The sequence below is a fragment of the Acidovorax sp. Root568 genome (genome assembly GCF_001427445.1).
Classification (GTDB): Bacteria; Pseudomonadota; Gammaproteobacteria; order Burkholderiales; family Burkholderiaceae_C; genus Acidovorax; species Acidovorax delafieldii.
Genome location: NZ_LMGP01000001.1, coordinates 623,397 through 638,946, shown reverse-complemented (window position 1 = coordinate 638,946; position 15,550 = coordinate 623,397). Strand labels below are relative to the sequence as shown.

Annotated in this window: 18 protein-coding genes; 6 read left to right on the top strand and 12 right to left on the bottom strand. The window is 68.8% G+C overall.

What is annotated here, in order from left to right:
- Nucleotides 1–98: 98 nt before the first annotated feature.
- The 7 genes from ASD75_RS02905 to ASD75_RS02875 form a co-directional block, all read right to left on the bottom strand.
- A complete protein-coding gene (locus tag ASD75_RS02905) occupies nt 99–479 on the bottom strand; it encodes a hypothetical protein (RefSeq protein ID WP_156400932.1) in 381 nt (126 codons plus the stop codon).
- Nucleotides 463–939 (bottom strand): peptidylprolyl isomerase, encoded by a 477-nt coding sequence (locus tag ASD75_RS02900; RefSeq protein WP_056742942.1) that lies wholly within the window; start codon nt 937–939, stop codon nt 463–465. Before ASD75_RS02900 ends, ASD75_RS02905 begins: the two co-directional genes overlap by 17 nt.
- Nucleotides 940–1,100: 161 nt before the next feature.
- Complete coding sequence (locus tag ASD75_RS02895; RefSeq protein ID WP_056068129.1) at nt 1,101–2,180, bottom strand: pirin family protein; 1,080 nt, start codon at nt 2,178–2,180, stop codon at nt 1,101–1,103.
- A gap of 226 nt (nt 2,181–2,406) precedes the next feature.
- Nucleotides 2,407–3,852 carry an MFS transporter gene (locus tag ASD75_RS02890; protein WP_056742940.1) on the bottom strand — a complete coding sequence of 482 codons (1,446 nt, stop codon included), beginning with the start codon at nt 3,850–3,852 and terminating at the stop codon, nt 2,407–2,409.
- A 149-nt stretch (nt 3,853–4,001) separates the two neighbouring features.
- Nucleotides 4,002–4,490 (bottom strand): DUF1579 domain-containing protein, encoded by a 489-nt coding sequence (locus ASD75_RS02885; RefSeq protein WP_082564862.1) that lies wholly within the window; start codon nt 4,488–4,490, stop codon nt 4,002–4,004.
- A gap of 33 nt (nt 4,491–4,523) precedes the next feature.
- Nucleotides 4,524–5,183, bottom strand: a complete 660-nt coding sequence (locus ASD75_RS02880; RefSeq protein WP_056742938.1) for a glutathione S-transferase family protein — start codon at nt 5,181–5,183, stop codon at nt 4,524–4,526.
- Nucleotides 5,184–5,227: 44 nt separating this feature from the next.
- A complete protein-coding gene (locus ASD75_RS02875; RefSeq protein WP_056742935.1) occupies nt 5,228–5,656 on the bottom strand; it encodes a VOC family protein in 429 nt (142 codons plus the stop codon).
- A gap of 112 nt (nt 5,657–5,768) precedes the next feature.
- Between ASD75_RS02875 and ASD75_RS02870 the strand changes: the two genes are divergently transcribed.
- Nucleotides 5,769–6,434, top strand: a complete 666-nt coding sequence (locus tag ASD75_RS02870) for a TetR/AcrR family transcriptional regulator (RefSeq protein WP_056742934.1) — start codon at nt 5,769–5,771, stop codon at nt 6,432–6,434.
- Nucleotides 6,435–6,561: 127 nt separating this feature from the next.
- Here the strand turns inward: ASD75_RS02870 and ASD75_RS02865 are convergent, their stop codons facing one another.
- The gene (locus ASD75_RS02865; protein ID WP_056742932.1) at nt 6,562–7,548 is read right to left on the bottom strand and encodes a YafY family protein; all 987 of its coding nucleotides are present in this window, start codon (nt 7,546–7,548) and stop codon (nt 6,562–6,564) included.
- Between the two features lie 137 nt (nt 7,549–7,685).
- Between ASD75_RS02865 and ASD75_RS02860 the strand changes: the two genes are divergently transcribed.
- Together ASD75_RS02860 and ASD75_RS02855 are read left to right on the top strand one after the other, a co-directional pair.
- On the top strand, nt 7,686–8,414 hold the full coding sequence (locus ASD75_RS02860; RefSeq protein ID WP_056742930.1) for an NIPSNAP family protein: 729 nt from the start codon (nt 7,686–7,688) through the stop codon (nt 8,412–8,414).
- Between the two features lie 51 nt (nt 8,415–8,465).
- Nucleotides 8,466–9,002: a hypothetical protein gene (locus tag ASD75_RS02855; RefSeq protein WP_056742928.1), complete on the top strand. Its 537-nt coding sequence runs from the start codon at nt 8,466–8,468 to the stop codon at nt 9,000–9,002.
- A 99-nt stretch (nt 9,003–9,101) separates the two neighbouring features.
- Here the strand turns inward: ASD75_RS02855 and ASD75_RS02850 are convergent, their stop codons facing one another.
- On the bottom strand, nt 9,102–10,013 hold the full coding sequence (locus ASD75_RS02850; protein ID WP_056742927.1) for an oxidoreductase: 912 nt from the start codon (nt 10,011–10,013) through the stop codon (nt 9,102–9,104).
- A 157-nt stretch (nt 10,014–10,170) separates the two neighbouring features.
- Here ASD75_RS02850 and ASD75_RS02845 point away from each other — a divergent pair, with 157 nt between their 5' ends.
- Nucleotides 10,171–11,154 carry a LysR family transcriptional regulator gene (locus ASD75_RS02845; RefSeq protein ID WP_056743241.1) on the top strand — a complete coding sequence of 328 codons (984 nt, stop codon included), beginning with the start codon at nt 10,171–10,173 and terminating at the stop codon, nt 11,152–11,154.
- A gap of 18 nt (nt 11,155–11,172) precedes the next feature.
- Here the strand turns inward: ASD75_RS02845 and ASD75_RS02840 are convergent, their stop codons facing one another.
- Nucleotides 11,173–11,970 (bottom strand): SDR family oxidoreductase, encoded by a 798-nt coding sequence (locus ASD75_RS02840; RefSeq protein ID WP_056742925.1) that lies wholly within the window; start codon nt 11,968–11,970, stop codon nt 11,173–11,175.
- Between the two features lie 141 nt (nt 11,971–12,111).
- On the opposite strand from ASD75_RS02840, the gene ASD75_RS02835 reads away from it, so the two are divergent.
- A complete protein-coding gene (locus tag ASD75_RS02835) occupies nt 12,112–13,038 on the top strand; it encodes a LysR family transcriptional regulator (protein WP_056742923.1) in 927 nt (308 codons plus the stop codon).
- A 76-nt stretch (nt 13,039–13,114) separates the two neighbouring features.
- Nucleotides 13,115–13,816, top strand: coding sequence for an aspartate/glutamate racemase family protein (locus ASD75_RS02830; protein WP_056742920.1), 702 nt, complete (start codon nt 13,115–13,117; stop codon nt 13,814–13,816).
- Nucleotides 13,817–13,822: 6 nt separating this feature from the next.
- Here the strand turns inward: ASD75_RS02830 and ASD75_RS02825 are convergent, their stop codons facing one another.
- Entirely contained in the window at nt 13,823–14,803 is a 981-nt protein-coding gene (locus ASD75_RS02825) for an alpha/beta hydrolase (protein WP_056742918.1), read from the bottom strand.
- 37 nt (nt 14,804–14,840) lie between these two features.
- Nucleotides 14,841–15,413, bottom strand: a complete 573-nt coding sequence (locus ASD75_RS02820; RefSeq protein ID WP_056742916.1) for a hypothetical protein — start codon at nt 15,411–15,413, stop codon at nt 14,841–14,843.
- Nucleotides 15,414–15,550: the final 137 nt, after the last annotated feature.

Here is a 15,550-nt window from a genome sequence, read left to right as displayed (position 1 = left end):
TTTTTGTTGGATAGTTTTGTTGATGAAGGATCCGTCGACACGCACCAAGCAGTGCAGGAGTCAAGCCCGGTGCATTGCCATTGCACTTTGCCTGCGCGTCACACAGGGCTGGTGAACCAGATCGCCGCCAATGTGATCGCCAGCACCACGCAGCTCACCAAGGCTGACGCGGTCCGGCCAGGTGCCTCGTCGAATTCAAAGTGCAGGATGGCAGACACCGTGTCGCCCACCGCGTCCGCCGCGCGCTCGCGAAAAACAACGCCCCATGCTGCAAAAGCACCGCCGGAGTACTGCACCCAATGACGCAGCACGGGGTCCATGCCGGGACCTGAGTAGTTCAACGAGTGCGCCACCCCATACAACCACCAGCCCGCGATACCAATGATCGAGCCAAAGAAGGCACCGATCAGCGCATATCCCAAGCGATCAAGAAGCCCGTGCAAGACTCGGCTCCGCCGACCATCAATGGTGATGGCCATGCGCACCATGCACATGGCGGTGCGCAACTTCTTCGGGGCTGGCGGCGCGCACTTCGGTGACCTTGCAGCTGAAGGTCAACGCCCGGCCTGCCAGCGGGTGGTTGCCGTCCAGGTGCACTTCGGGGCCCTTGATCTTGACCACGTTGAACACGGCGGGCTGGCCGTCGTTGCCCACGCCTTGCAGCTGGCCGCCGACCTTCACGCCGGGCGGGAACTCGCTTTTGGGAATGGTGCGCACCAGGCTTTCATCGCGCGCGCCGAAGGCGTCTTCCACCGCCAGCTGCAGTGTGGTGCTGAAGCCCACGGCCTGGCCATCGAGTGCGGCCTCGACCTTGGGGAAGATGTTTTCGTAGCCACCGTGCAGGTACGACAGGTGCCCCGCATCCAGCGGCTTGCCCTGGGGCGTGGTGACCTTGTAGGTGATGGTGACGGCGGAGTCTTTGGTGATGGTGGTGGCCATGGTGGTGCTTGCGCTTTCAGGCGGTGAAGAATCGGCGCGGGGCTGGCAGGGGTATACCACCAGCCGCCACGCGGGTCAGAACGAAACCCCGGATTGTCCACGAGGCGCCGGACGGCTGCCGCAGCGCCCCGTGAAAGCTTGGCAGGGCCTGGAGAACAACCCTATGCGCCCGACAGGGCCTCGGCCGGGCGCTCTTCCTCCGTCTGGCCCGGGTAGCGCGCAAAACGCCGCGCCTCGGTGCCGTGCACCGGGTCCTGGTCGGGCCAGGGCCAGCCGCCGAACTGGGTACGGCGGTAGTCGTTCATGGCCTGCATGATCTCGGCCTGTGTGTTCATCACAAACGGGCCGTACTGCGCCACGGGCTCGGCGATGGGCTGGCCCTGCAGCAGCAGGCATTCCAGCGGCGTGGCGCCGGTGTTGGTCAGCTGCCAGTCCTGCCCGGCCACCAGCTCCAGCGCGGCGTGCTGGCCCACGTCCTGCGGGCCCACGCGCAGGCTGTCGCCCACAAAGAAGTACAGCATGCGGCGCGTGCCCTGGCCGCGCGCGGCGGGCAGCGTCCACTGCGCGCCGGGGTCCATGCGCAGCGTCCAGATAGCCACATCGCCCTCGGGCTGCGAAGCCCAGGACTCGGGTGGCGGCGCCAGCGGCGCGGGCGCGCCGGGCAGGGCGCCCGCCACCACCGTCACCGTGGTGGCACGGCCTGCGTCGTCGTGGTGGACCAGGCGCGGAATGCGCTCGTTCCACAGCATGGTGAAGTGCGGCTCCACCATCTTGTTCTTCGCGGGCAGGTTCAGCCAGATCTGGAACAGCTCCAGCGGGTTGGGCTCGGTGGCGTTGAGCAGCGGGAACATCTCCGAATGCACGATGCCCTTGCCCGCCGTGACCCACTGCACATCGCCCCCGCCAAAGCGCGCGGCAGCGCCCAGCGAGTCGGAATGGTCGATGAGGCCCTTGCGCACGAGGGTGACGGTTTCAAAGCCCCGGTGCGGGTGGCCCGGAAAGCCGGGCACGGTGTCGCCGTGGTACATGCTCCAGCCGTCCTTGCGGCTGAAGTCGCTGCCGATCTGGCGGCCCTCCAGCGACACGGCTGGTGCAAACGCGCCGTTGCCTGCGGGGTAGGCGTCGTCATGGTGGGCGCAGAACAGGAACGGGTCCATCGTGGGCCACAGCGGACCCAGCGCCTGGGCCTGCACGACGGGCAGGCTGGCGGCAGACGAAGACACGGTGGGGGAGGACGACATCAAGGACTCCTTGGGTTTGCGCCACCGGCTATCGGGCAGCACGCCTGCCAAAGATAAGGCCAGCGGCCGCTTTCAGAAGTGCGCTGGGTGGAACAGTGCGGTGCGGCATACAGGACAGTGCCGCACAGCGTGCGCACACAGCTTCGCCACCATTTCAAGCCAAAATGACTGCATGCGCTAGTGGAATATGCCTGAAAAGCTATCAATTAAATAGCGCCTTATCTCTTCACACGGCACCCGCGTGGGAAGGCGCGGTGGCGGACGGCTGCGGTGCTGGGCGCAACACGAAACCACCCAGCACGGCGGCCACCAGCGAGCACAAGGCCGACACCCAGAACGCCAGCTGGTAGCCTGCATTGAGCGCCTGCTGCACACTGGCACCGGCCTGGCGCAGGTGGTCGGTGCGCGCATCGGCCAGGCTGGCCAGAATGGCGAGGCCCAGGGCGCCGCCCATCATGAAGGCCGTGTTCACCACCCCCGAGGCCAGCCCCGAGTCTTCGGGCTTCACATCGCCCATGGCGGCCAGCAGCAGCGGGTTGAGCGCAATGCCGGCGCCCACGCCCAGCAGCAGCATGCCGGGCAGCACGTGGATCACAAAACGCCCCTCGTTGGGCGCGAGTGCAAACAGGGCCAGGCCCACCGCCGCCAGCAGCAGCCCCCAGCCCAGCGTGCGGCAAATGCCAAAACGCATCACCACCCAGGCCGACAGCCCCAGCGAGCAGCCCGCCATGATGAGGTTGGACGGCAGGAACGCCAGGCCCACCTGCATGGCGTCGTAGCCCAGCACCAGCTGCATGTACAGCGCCGACAGAAAGAACCACGCAAACATCGACGCCGCCCACAGCACGCCCACCACGTTGGAGATGGCCAAATTGCGCAGCCGCAACAGCGGCAGGGGCACCAGCGGCGCAGCCACATGCGACTCGATGAACAAAAACGCCGCCAGCAGTGCCACCGCCGCCCCCAGCAGCCCCAGCGACTGCAGCGAGGTCCACCCGGCCGCGTTGCCGTTGACGATGGCGTACACCGCGAGCATCAGCGACGCGGTGATGGTGACGGCGCCCGCCACGTCCAGCCGCTGCCCGTGGGCCTGCCCCTTGCCGCCCGGCAGCAGCGCCAGGCAGGCCAGGTAGATGGCCACGCCCACGGGGATGTTGACCAGAAAGATCCAGTGCCAGCTCAATGCGCTGGTGAGCACCCCGCCCAGCAGCACCCCAATGCTGCCGCCCCCGGCACACACAAAGCCGTAGACACCCATGGCGCGCGCACGCTCGCCGGGCTCGGTGAACAGGTTCATGATGAGCGACAACGCCACGGCCGACACCACCGCGCCGCCCACGCCCTGCACCGCGCGCGCCGCCACCAGCAGCCCCTGTGTATTGGCCAGCCCGCAGGCCAGCGATGCGATGGTGAACAGCGTGATGCCCGCCAGGAACAGCCGCCGGTGGCCATACAGATCGCCCAGCCGCCCACCCAGCAGCAGGCAGCCGCCAAAGGTAAGCATGTAGGCGTTGACCACCCACACCAGCGAGGTTTCGGTAAAGCCCAGGTCGGCCTTGATGCTGGGCAGCGCGACATTCACGATGGTGGTGTCGAGCACGATCATCAGCTCGCCCAGGCACAGCAGGATGAGTGCGGGCCAGCGTGCGCGGCCTTCGATGCGGAGGGTCATGGGACGGTGGAAATCAAAAGAGATTGGCAGCGCAGTGTGTCATGCGCGTTGCGCTGGCGACTGGCGGGGTGGAATACCAGTGCGGCTGTGGATCTGGCTTGGCCAGCCCTCCGGTTACGTCGCCTTTCAGGGGGAAGCCGCGCAGTGGCTCAGGAAGTTCGGGTGTACTTGGCTTGCATGAACTGCTTCCAGCTGCCGTCCGGCTGCTGGCCGAACGAGGTGAGCGTGCGCTCGTTGGCGCTGATGACGGTGATCACGTCCCGGTAGCGCATGGTGGCGCCGTCGGCCTTGAAGCTGGGGCCTTCGGTCTCCAGCGTCAGCACCTTCTGGTCGGCATCCAGCGTGCCACGGTACACCCACATATGCGTCATCATCGAGCCCACCCAGGTGCCGACGAACGCCTGCTGGTCCGGGTCGTAGCCCAGCGTCATCAGCATGCGGGCGTCGCCGCCCCCGCCGGGCATGGCGCCCGCCCCATCGCAGAGCACCCACAGGCTGCCCAGCGCGCGCACTTGCTCGGTGCCCCGGCTTTGCGCGGCGGGTTCGCCCGGGCCCATGTCGGCCAGGGACTCGCAGGTCCAATCGCCCAGCAGCTGCTGCAGCCAGCGGTGCATAGCGTGGGGTTCGGGATTCATCATGGGAGTCTCCTGGTGAAGTGGTGGGGACGCCGCTCAGTCGCGGTCGGGCGCACCGAGCGGAAAGTAGTGGCGGTACGGACGCCCACCCTCCACCGCGCGTGCAAACGAGGGGCGCGCCAGCAGCCGGGCACGGTACGCGCGCAGCTGCGGGTAGGTGGCCGCGATGGGGTGCGTCCAGTCGGCATAGAACAGCGAGGGCGCCGCTGCGCAGTCGGCCAGCGAGAACGGCTCGCCCGCCGCCCAGGTGCGCCCTGCCCACATGCCCTCCAGCCAGGCGTAGGCTTTCTCCAGCTTCTCCGCAGCCCAGGCCACGCCCTCTGCCTTGCGCTCGGCGTTGCCGGTCAGCGCGGCATTCACCGCGTGCTGCACCGGGGCCATCACGTGCAGGTCAAAGAAGCGGTCCATGAAGCGCACGTCCAGTGCTGCCCGGGCATCGGCGGGAATCAGCGGCACAGGCCCCGGGTGCGAGAGCTGCAGGTGCTCGATCACGATGCTGCTTTCGACCACCGTGTGGTCACCGTCCACCAGCACCGGAAACTTCGCCAGCGGCCAGTGGCGCAACCAGTCGGCCGAATGGCTGACGGGCTCTGCGGGATCAAGATTGAGCAGTTCGAATGGTGTCCCGTTCTCGTACAGCGCGATCAGCACCTTCTGGGTGTAGGACGAAAAAGGGTGGCCATAGAGAGCGAGCATGCGGGTTCCTGTGGGGGAGTCGGCGGTGGTGATGGCGGTTGCACTCATTCAGGGGCCACCACCATCCAGGGCACGCCAAAGCGGTCGGCCACCATGCCAAACGCCTGCGAGAAAAAGGTCTTGCTGAGCGGCATCTGCACCTTGCCGCCATCGGCCAGCGCGTCGAAATAGCGTTTGGCATCGGCCGCATTGGCGGGGCTCAGCGCCAGCGAGATGCCCTGGAAGTTCGCGTGGCCCGAGCCCATGCCGTCCGACGCCATGATCTGCGTGTAGCCCACGGTGAACGAGGCGTGCATGACCATCTCGGGCGTGGGGCCCGGGCCGCTGCCATCGGCGCAGCCCTCGCCGGCGGCGGGCTCGGGGTTGTCCTTGTAGCGCATGAGCATGGTGACTTGGGCGCCCAAAGCGTGGCGGTAAAACTCCAGCGCTTCATCGCAGCGGCCTTCGAACATCAGGTAGGGCTCGACTTTCATGGGGGTCTCCTGGGGAACATGGACGGGGCAGGAAGGGTTTCGGCGTGCAATTGTGAACACCGTCCACAAACAATAACAAAGATAATGGACAGTGTCCACATCCCAACGATCCATGACCGTAAGCACCCGCAACAAAGCTGCCCCCTCCAGCGCACCCGCCGCACGCGCCACCTACCGCCACGGGGATCTGCACCGTGCGCTGCTGGACGCGGGCATTGAACTGGCGCGCCAGGGCGGGCCGGATGCGGTGGTGCTGCGCGAGGCCACACGCCGCGCGGGTGTGGCGCCCAATGCGGCCTATCGTCATTTCGCCAACCGCGACGACCTGCTGGGCGCCGTGCGCGCCGCTGCCGTGGCCGCCGCCGCGCGGTCCATGGAGGCCGAGCTGGCCCTTGTGCCCACCACCGGCACGCCCACCGAGCAGGCCCACGCCAAGGTGCGCGCCGTGGGCGCCGGCTACCTGCGGTTTGCGCACACCGAGACAGGGCTCTTTCGCACCGCCTTCGGTGGCCGCTTCACGGTGCAGCAAACCCCCGACCCCGCCATGGGCGGTGCCACGGGGCTGAACCCCTTCCAGCACCTGAGCGCCGCACTGGACGACCTGGTGGCGGCGGGCGCCCTGCCGCCCGGGCGCCGCCCCGGCGCCGAATACCTGGCCTGGTCCACCGTGCATGGCATGGCGCTGCTGGCCATCGACGGGCCGCTGCGCGGCACGCCCCAACAGATGCTGGACCTGCTGGGCCAGCGGTTGCTGGACATGGTGGAACGGGGGCTGTGAGCGCACCGCGCACGCCGGGTCCACTCAAGAACTGCCTTGGAACAGGCTTCGATGACCCTATGGGCCGGTAGCGCCCACAAACAATGACTTTGCCGCTATCTAATTTGCAGCAGATACTTCCCATGCCTCATCCGGCGGCCAGCCCATACAGCCGCGCCGTGGCCTGCACCCGCGCCACCAGCGCGCGGCGCAATGCCACGGGCCGCAGCACTTCCACCTGGGGCGACAGCCGCATCAGCTGCCCGCAGGCATGCTCCACCGACTCGATGGGGATCGTCACGGCCGTGCGGCCGTCCTTGCGGCGGGACGGTGGAGCGGCAGCCACCGCATGCGCCACCGCACTGCTGAGCGCACGCAGCCCCCGCAACCCTTCGGGCGTGGCGAGCAGTGCGGCCTCGCCCGTGTACAGGCCTGACTCAAAACGCCGGATCGACGCGGCCCAGTAACCCGGCAGGTCAAAGCGTGCGGGGCGCCTGGCTGGTTGGTCCAGCGCTGTGGCCGCGAGGATGTTCGACACCCGGTAGGTGCGTGGCCCGCGCGCGTCTGCTCCCGTGGGCAAGGCCACCAGGTACCACACGCCCGCTTTCAGCACCAGGCCCAGCGGGCTCACCGTGCGCTCTGCCGTGCGCGCCCAGCCCTCATAGCGCAGGGTGATCTGGTGGCCGCTCCACACGGCGGCCGCCACCGTGGGCAGGTGCGGCGTGGGGTCGCTCTCGCGGTACCAGTCCAACGGGTCCAGGTGCAGACGGGTGCTGACGCGCTGCGCGCCGTCGCGCCAGGCGGCAGGCAGCGCGGCCAGCAGCTTCAGGCGCGCCCCCGCCACGTCACCGCCCAGGCCCAGGTCTTGCGCAGGGCCGGGCAGGCCGCTCAGGAACACGGCCTGCGCCTCCGACGGCGTGAGGCCGGTGAGCGTGGTCTTCCAGCCCGGCAACAGCGCAAAACCGCCGTGTCGCCCCCGCTCGGCATAGATGGGCACACCGGCGGCGCTCAACTGGTCCACGTCGCGGTAGAGCGTGCGCACCGACACCTCGAGCGCATCGGCCAGCGCCTGCGCGCTCATGCGGCCCCGCGTTTCCAGCAGCATCTGGAGGGACAACAAACGGCTGGCGCGCATGGGTTTTGGCAGGGGTGGTGCAAAAAGACAGAACACCAAAGATAGCGCAAATACCTGCCATTGGTTGGCAGGTATAGGTGCACACACTGCAGGCCTGTCTTGGCCTTGTTGCCCCCCCTACCTTTTCAGGAGCCCCCATGCCCACCACCGATCCCCACGCCATCGTCGAACTGCGCCAGTACACCTTGCACTCCCAACAGCGCGAGGTGCTCATCGACCTGTTCGACCGGGAGTTTGTGGAAACCCAGGAGGCGCTCGGCATGCGCGTGCTGGGCCAGTTCCGCGACCTGGACCGGCCCGCCCAGTTCGTCTGGCTCCGCAGCTTTGCCGACATGCAGGCGCGCCACCGCGCGCTGGAGGGCTTCTATGGCGGCCCCGTGTGGGCGGCACACCGCAACGCCGCCAATGCGACCATGATCGATTCGGACAACGTGCACCTGCTCTGCCCCGCCTGGCCCGGCGCCACGGCGGCCCTGCCGCACCATGCAAGGCCGCAGCCGGGCGCGCAGGGTGCCACCGCTGGCGTCCTGCAGGTCACCGTGGTGCCGTTGCGTGAGCCCGCCACACCACCACTGCTGGACTTCTGCCGCCACCGCATGACGCCCACCCTGCAGCGCGGCGGCGCGCGCGAGATCGCCTGGTTCTGCACCGAGCACAGCCCCAACACGTTTGCCCGCCTGCCGGTGCGCGAAGGCGAACCCGTGCTGGTGGGCCTGGCCCTGTTTGGCGACGAGGCTGCGCTGACATCGTTTACCGACAGCGGGGCCTGGGCGCGTGACGTGGCGCCCGGTCTTGCGCCCTGGCTGGCGGCAGAGCCCGAGGTGCTCCGCCTGCAGCCCACCGCGCGCTCGGCGTTGCATGCGTGACGCACCCGCACACCTCTCCCCCTGATGCATCAACCACCACGGAGCCCCACCATGTCCACCCCAGCCCGCCTCACTCCCATCCCGTCGCCCACCGTGGCGCCCAGCGCTGCGCGCGACTTCGATTTCCTCATGGGCCCCTGGCGCATTCGCAACACGCGGCTGGTGCGCAGGCTCGCGGGCTGCCACGACTGGGAGGTGTTTGACGCCACGGGCACCGCACGTCCATTACCCGGTGGCATCGGCAACTTCGACGACTTCACGCCGCTGGCATGGAAGCCCGGCTACGTGGGCATGGCATTGCGTGTGTTCAACCCCGTGACGCAGCGCTGGAGCATCTACTGGCTGGACAACCTCACGGGCGGCCTGGACCCGGCCAATGGCCTGCTGCTGCCGCCCGTGGTGGGTGGCTTCCAGGGCGGTGTGGGCCTGTTTGAAGGCGAGGAGCTGTTCGAAGGCCGCCCGGTGCGCGTGCGCTTCGAGTGGTCGCAGATGCACACCGGCGCCCCGCGCTGGCAGCAGGCGTTTTCGGACGATGGCGGCGCGACCTGGGAGGTGAACTGGGTGATGGAGTTTGCACGGCCTGTGTGAGCGTGGTCAGCCCCCAGCACCGACCCAAAAATGGGAGGCCCAACAGCCCCTGCCGCCTGACGGCAGGGTGCTGCCAGCTACCCCAAGAGGAGCAGGGACTCACGCCGCCTGAAGCGCGGCTTCCTGCACCGGGAAGTCTGTGGACGCCGCCACCGCACGCCACTGCGCCGTCTCTTTTGCCACAAAGGCATGTTTGTCGGCAATGGTCTGCAGCGTGTCCGTGCCCAGCGGCAGGCGCAGCGGCGGCGTGGGGCTGGCCACCAGCTGCATCACGGCCTGGGCCAGGCGCACCGGGTCGCCGGGCTGATTCAGGTTGATGCGGCGGGCGGCTTCGCGCACGGCACCGGCGCTCTCGGCGTAGTCGTCCAGCACCCGGGGCGACACGGCCAGCGAAGCGCTGTCCAGAAACTCGGTGCGGAAGTACCCCGGCTCCACCACGGTGGCGTGGATGCCCAGCGGCGCCAGCTCGGCATGCAGCGCCTCGGTGATGCCCTCGACCGCGAATTTGGTGGAGCAGTACAGGCCAAACCCGGCGGCCGACTGCACGCCGCCCAGCGACGAGATGTTGACCACATGCCCGGCGCGGCGCGCGCGCATGGCAGGCAGCACAGCGCGGGTCACATGCAGCAGGCCAAACACATTGGTGTCGTACAGGCGCCGCACCTCGTCGGCGGTGGCCTCTTCCACCGCGCCCAGCAGGCCGTAGCCCGCGTTGTTGACCAGCACATCGATGCGGCCGAAGCGGTCGAGTGCCGCGCCCACAGCGTGGCGGGCCTGGGCCTCATCGGTCACGTCCAGCGCCAGGGGCAGCAGGGCATCGTGTGCGCCCAAGCGCTTTTCGACCGATGCGGCATCGCGCGACGTGGCGATGACGGCATCGCCCTGGGCCAGCGCGGCCTCGGCAATGCGCGCGCCGATGCCACGCGAGGCGCCGGTGATCAGCCAGACGCGGGGGTAGGAAGAACGGGTGGTGGGAATGGCTGTGGTGGGGGTGGTGTGTGCGGCGTTCATGGTTGGTCCTTGAGGCGGTGTTGAGCAATGGGCGGTGCCCATGGCGGTGGACTTTAGGCAAGCCATTGCCATGCGACTAGCCCATAATCTATGGATTCATTCGCAAGCAATGCTTGCCAATCCACCACGCAGCCGCCCCGCACATTGCCTGTCCACCATGGCCATCAATGAACTGCGCGCCATCGCCAACTTCGTCAAGGCCGCCGAGCTGGGCAGCCTGCGCCAGGCGGCGGCCGCGCAGGGCATCACGCCGCAGGCGTCCAGCCAGCTGCTGGTGCAGCTCGAATCGCACCTGGGCGTGCGATTGTTCCACCGCACCACGCGCAGCCTGAGCCTGACCGAAGAAGGGCGCCAGTTCCTGGCGTCGGCGCAGCCGGGCCTGGCCACGTTGCAGCACGCGGTGCAGGGCGCGCGGCGCGGGCGTGAGGCAATGGCGGGGCCGCTGCGCATCGTGGCGCCACGCTCCATCCTGCTGGAGGTGATCTGGCCGGTGCTGCACGAGTTCTGCCGCCGCCACCCGCTGGTGGAGCCCGATGTGCAGCTCGACGACCGCATCGGCAACTGGGTGGAAGACCGCGTGGATGTCGGCTTCCGCTCGGGCTACCCGCCCGAGGGTGGCGTGGTGGCGCGGCGGCTGCTCACGCTGCAGCTCATCGTGTGCGCCGCACCCGCCTACATCGCACGCCACGGTGCGCCGGACAGCATCGACGACCTGGCGCAGCACCGCTGCAGCGGCTTTCGCCATGCGTCCACCGGCAAGCCCATGCCCTGGGAGTTCCAGGTGGGCGACGACATCGTGGCGCGCACCATCCACCCCACCTTCTGCACCAACGACATCGAGGTGGAGGCCCGTGCGGTGCTGGGCGGCCACGCGGTGGGCCAGCTGGTGGGCGTGACGGCCGCGCCGCTGGTGCGCAGCGGCCAGCTGGTGCCGCTGCTGCCCCAGCATGTGGCGCAGCACCTGGCGCTCTACGTGTACTACGGCAGCCGCACGGCGCTGCCTGCGCGTGTGCGGGCCTTCATCGACCTGGCGGTGGAGATGGTGGCCAACAACCCCGCCTACCTGCTCACGCCCAAAGAGCTGGCAACCCACGGCCCTGCGGTGCAGAAAAAGCCCCGGGCGCGAAAGCCCACGCAGTGAGCGCCGTGCTGACTTCCCTCAAGCCGCAAACCCGCCGTCGATCAGCAAGCTCGCCCCCGTCACCATGCCCGACTCCGGGCCGGCCAGATAAGCCACCATGCCCGCGATCTCGTCGGGGTGGGCATGGCGGTTCAGGGCCATCAGGCCGTGCATGTCGCCCGCCATGGGGCCGTCGGCGGGGTTCATGTCGGTGTTCACAGGGCCGGGCTGCACGTTGTTCACCGTGATGCCACGCGGGCCCAGGTCGCGCGCCAGGCCCTTGGTCAGGCCGACGATGGCGGCCTTGCTCATGCCGTACACGCTGAAGCCGGGCCATGGCACGCGGTCGGAGTTGGTGCTGCCGATGGTGATCACGCGGCCATAGGCACCGCCCTGGCCCATGTGACGCACGGCGGCCTGCGTGGCCACGAACACGGCGCGCACGTTGACGTTGAGCGTGTGGTCAAAGTCGGCCAGCGCAAAGCTGCCGATTTCACCCGCGATGGCGACGCCCGCGTTGTTGACGAGGATGTCCAGGCGGCCCAGCTCGCGCGCGGCGCGGTCCACCGCCTGCGTGAGGGCGACGGCATCGGCGCTGTCGGCCTGCAGGGCCAGGGCCTTGCCGCCGCTCGCAACAATGTCCGCCACCAGCGCCTGCGCAGGCGCTGCAGAGCTGCTGTAGGTAAAGGCCACGGCCGCCCCGTCGCGCGCCAGGCGCCGCACGATGGCCGCGCCAATGCCGCGTGCGCCGCCGGTGACGAGCGCGACCTTGCCCGCCAGCGGGCGACCAGGCGATGAAGGGGCGGAGACCGGGGATGTTTCAGACACGGAAGACATGATGTTGTTTCTCCAACGAGATGTATTCAGAAAATGGTTCGCAACCGAACCGGGAAGACCTGCAGTGTCAGAAAAACACTCATGCTCCGGTAGCCATGAATGGGCTGTATATCTTTCAACCCTTGGTTGAAAATACACCGCATGCAACCCCTCAGCCACCTCGAATCGTTTGTGCAGTCCGCCCAGTCGGGCAGCTTTTCGGCCGCCGCACGGCTCATGGGCCTGACGCCCGCCGCCGTGAGCAAGAACGTGGCGAGGCTGGAGGCCAGCCTGGGCGTGCGGCTGTTCCAGCGCAGCACGCGCAGCCTCACGCTGACCGAGGGCGGGCAGCGCCTCCTGGCGCAAGTGGGCCCGCCACTCACCGCACTGGCCGATGCGGTGGACCACGCGGCCGAGGCCGAGCAGCAGCCTGCGGGCACGCTCAAGGTCAGCATGGGCCAGGCCTTTGGCCGCGCGTACCTGGTGCCGCTGCTCACCGAGTTCCTGCAGCGCTACCCGGCCATCCAGCCCGACTGGCGCTTTGAGAACCGGCAGGTGGACCTGATCGGCGAGGGCTTTGACGCCGGCATTGGCGGCGGCCTGAACCTGAACCCCGACATGGTGGCGCGCACGCTGGGTCCCATCCACCTGGTGGTTGTGGCCGCACCTGCACTGCTGCAGGGCCGCAAGCGGGCACCACGCCACCCGGCGGACCTGGCGCAGTGGGATGGCATTGCACGGCGCAACATCCGCACCGGGCGCATCAACCTCACCACGCTGCGCAACAAGGCGGGCGATGCCGCCCCCGTGGAGCTGCGCCCGCGCGTCGTGTTCGACGACCCCGAGGCCATGTGCCAGGCCGCGCTGATGGGCCTGGGCCTGGCCGTGCTGCCCATGCCGTTTGCGCAGCCCTGGCTGGCGCGGGGCGACCTGGTGCGGGTGCTGCCCGGCTGGTGGGCCGATGCAGGTCCGACCTCGCTGTACTACCCCAGCAAGAAGCTGCTGCCCGCCCGCACCCGGGTGTTTGTGGACTTTGTGCTGGAGCAGTTCAGCACCCGCGGATTTGCCCAAAGGGTGCGTGGAGACTGACGGACACAGCGCTGGGGCCAGGCCAAGGCAGCGCGGTGGCAATAATGGGCCTTTGCAACCGCTCAGGACCACCGTCATGCCCCAACACATCGGCATCGTGGGCTGCTCCGCCGAAGGGGCCGCCCTGTGTTACCGCACCCTGTGCGCCGAAGGCGCCGCATTGCTGGGCCGCCCGCATGCGCACCCCGAGGTGACACTGCACACGCCGTCGCTGGCCGACTATGTGGACTGCCTGGACCGGCATGACCTGCAAGGCGTGGCCGACCTGATGCTGGCCTCCGCCCACAAGCTGGCGCGTGCAGGCGCAGATTTTCTGATCTGCCCCGACAACACCATCCACCAGGCGATGGACCGGGTGCTGCCCCATTCGCCGCTGCCCTGGCTGCACATTGCCGAGGTGGTGGCGGCCGAGGCGGCAGCGCGCGGCCACCGGCGCCTGGCACTCACCGGCACGCGCTGGCTGGTGGACAGCAGCGTGTACCCCGATGCGCTGCAGGCCCGGGGCCTGCAATGGGTGCGCCCCACCGAGGCCGAGCGCAGCGAGATCAACCGCATCATCATGGACGAGCTGGTGCCCGGCGTCATTCGCCCCGAGGGCGTGGCCCTGTTCCAGCAAGTCACCGCCCGCATGCAGCGCGAGGACGGCTGCGATGCCGTGGTGCTGGGCTGCACCGAGATCCCGCTGATCCTGAGCGACGCCAACTCCCCGCTGCCCACGCTGGACTCCACCCGCCTGCTGGCGCGTGCCGCGCTGCGGCGGGCCGTGCAAGCGGACTGAGCGCAACTACTTGAGCCGCTGCGCCACCACCGCATCCAGCGAGGCCATGAAGGTCTCCACGGCCCGCGTGTAGGCGCTCTCCAGGCCCAGCTGCGCGTTGATCTCGCCGTGGGTCAGCTCCTGCGGCAGCACCTCGGCACGGCCGCCCAGGTCGCGCACGCGGCGGGCCATGCCCTGGGCCTGCAGGCAGGGGTGGTCGGGGCGCTCGGTGGAACAGACCAACTGGAACGGCGGCACCGGCCCCGACAGCGCGTGGTACGGCGACACTGCGGCCCAGAACAACGGGTTGGCACCCATCACCTCGTCATAGAACGGGTAGTGCGGCGCGGTCATCACCACCGGCACATTGAGCGCCGCGCTGTCCAGCGACACCGTGCCCAGCCAGGGCCAGGCCCCCTCGCGCTGGGCCAGGGTGGGCGATGCATTGATGAGCGACACCAGGTGCGCGCCCGCCGAATGCCCCATCAGGATGAACCGCGATGCATCAGCGCCCCAGCTGGCGGCAAGGCTTTGCGCGGCGGCCAGTGCCATGGCCACGTCCCGCGCCTCCTGCAGCACGTTCACGGCGGGGTACAGGCGGTAGTTCACCGAGATGAACACAAAGCCCTTGGGCACCCAGCGCGCCACCTTCTCCTGCACCACGCGGGACATGGCCTTGTCGCCCGTGCGCCAGGCGCCGCCATGCACCATGAAGATCACCGGAGCGCGTGTGCCGCTGGCCTCCGCAGCGCTGCTGGCGGCACCGCCAGCGGCGGGCAGGTAGACATCCATGCGCTGCAGCGGGTCCGCACCATAGGGCACATCGGCCACGCGCTGCACACCGGCGGGCAAGGCCGCAGCGGTGTCGCGCACCTGCGCGAAAGGCCCCAGCCCCCGCAGCTGGGCGTGGGCGGGTGGGGTCAACACGGCGGCCAGCGCGCACAGCGCTACGCCCAGGCCTGTGCGCAGGGGGGCCAATGCAAAGAGTGGGTTTGAAGGACGGGACATGCGGGATCTCCTGGCTCAATGAATGGAAGGTAATGGATCAGGGCCGCGCGGGGCAGGCCATGGGGGCGCCGCTGGCGTCAAAGCAGCTGGCGCTGCGGGTGCGGCCGGTGTCCGCGGTGTACGAGCTGCTGGTCTGCACGCTGTTGCCAGTGGCTGCGCTGGTGGCCGTGGTGGTGCGGCCCTGGGTCAAGCTGCCGTCGGCGCTGCGCGTAGCGGCGCCCGTGCTCTGCAGCGTGCCCCGGTCGCCCTGTGCGGCCAAGGTGCTGCTGTGGCTGGCCGTGCCATCGGCATTCCTTGCGCTCTGGCCCTGGCGCACCGCCATGGCGCCGTTGGGGCCCACCACGGCAGCGCCGCTGCGCACACTGCCGTGGCCCTGGCCGTCGGTGGACACGCTGCGGCCGCGCAGCACGCCCCCACCGCCCGGCGCTGCGCGGACCACGCCGGTGCGGGCGGTGGTGCTGCCGTCGGCGTTGTGCTCCACCGTGTGGCGGCTGCGTGCGTTGGCATCGTTCGCTGTCAGAAGCAGCAGCGCCGCCACGGCCAAGGCGGCCAGCAGCATGGCGCGGTAAGTGGCAACAGAGGCGGTCGGTGTCGGGACGGAAGGGAACATGGCGGTCGGCTCCTTGCAACAGAACAGGGGGTACGAAGCAGCGGGGTGCTGCTCTGGCCTGAACTATGGCCGCCAGGTATGAGCCAGTTGTGGCGCCCGCTGCACGATGTATGACAAAGCATGACAAACCACCGGCG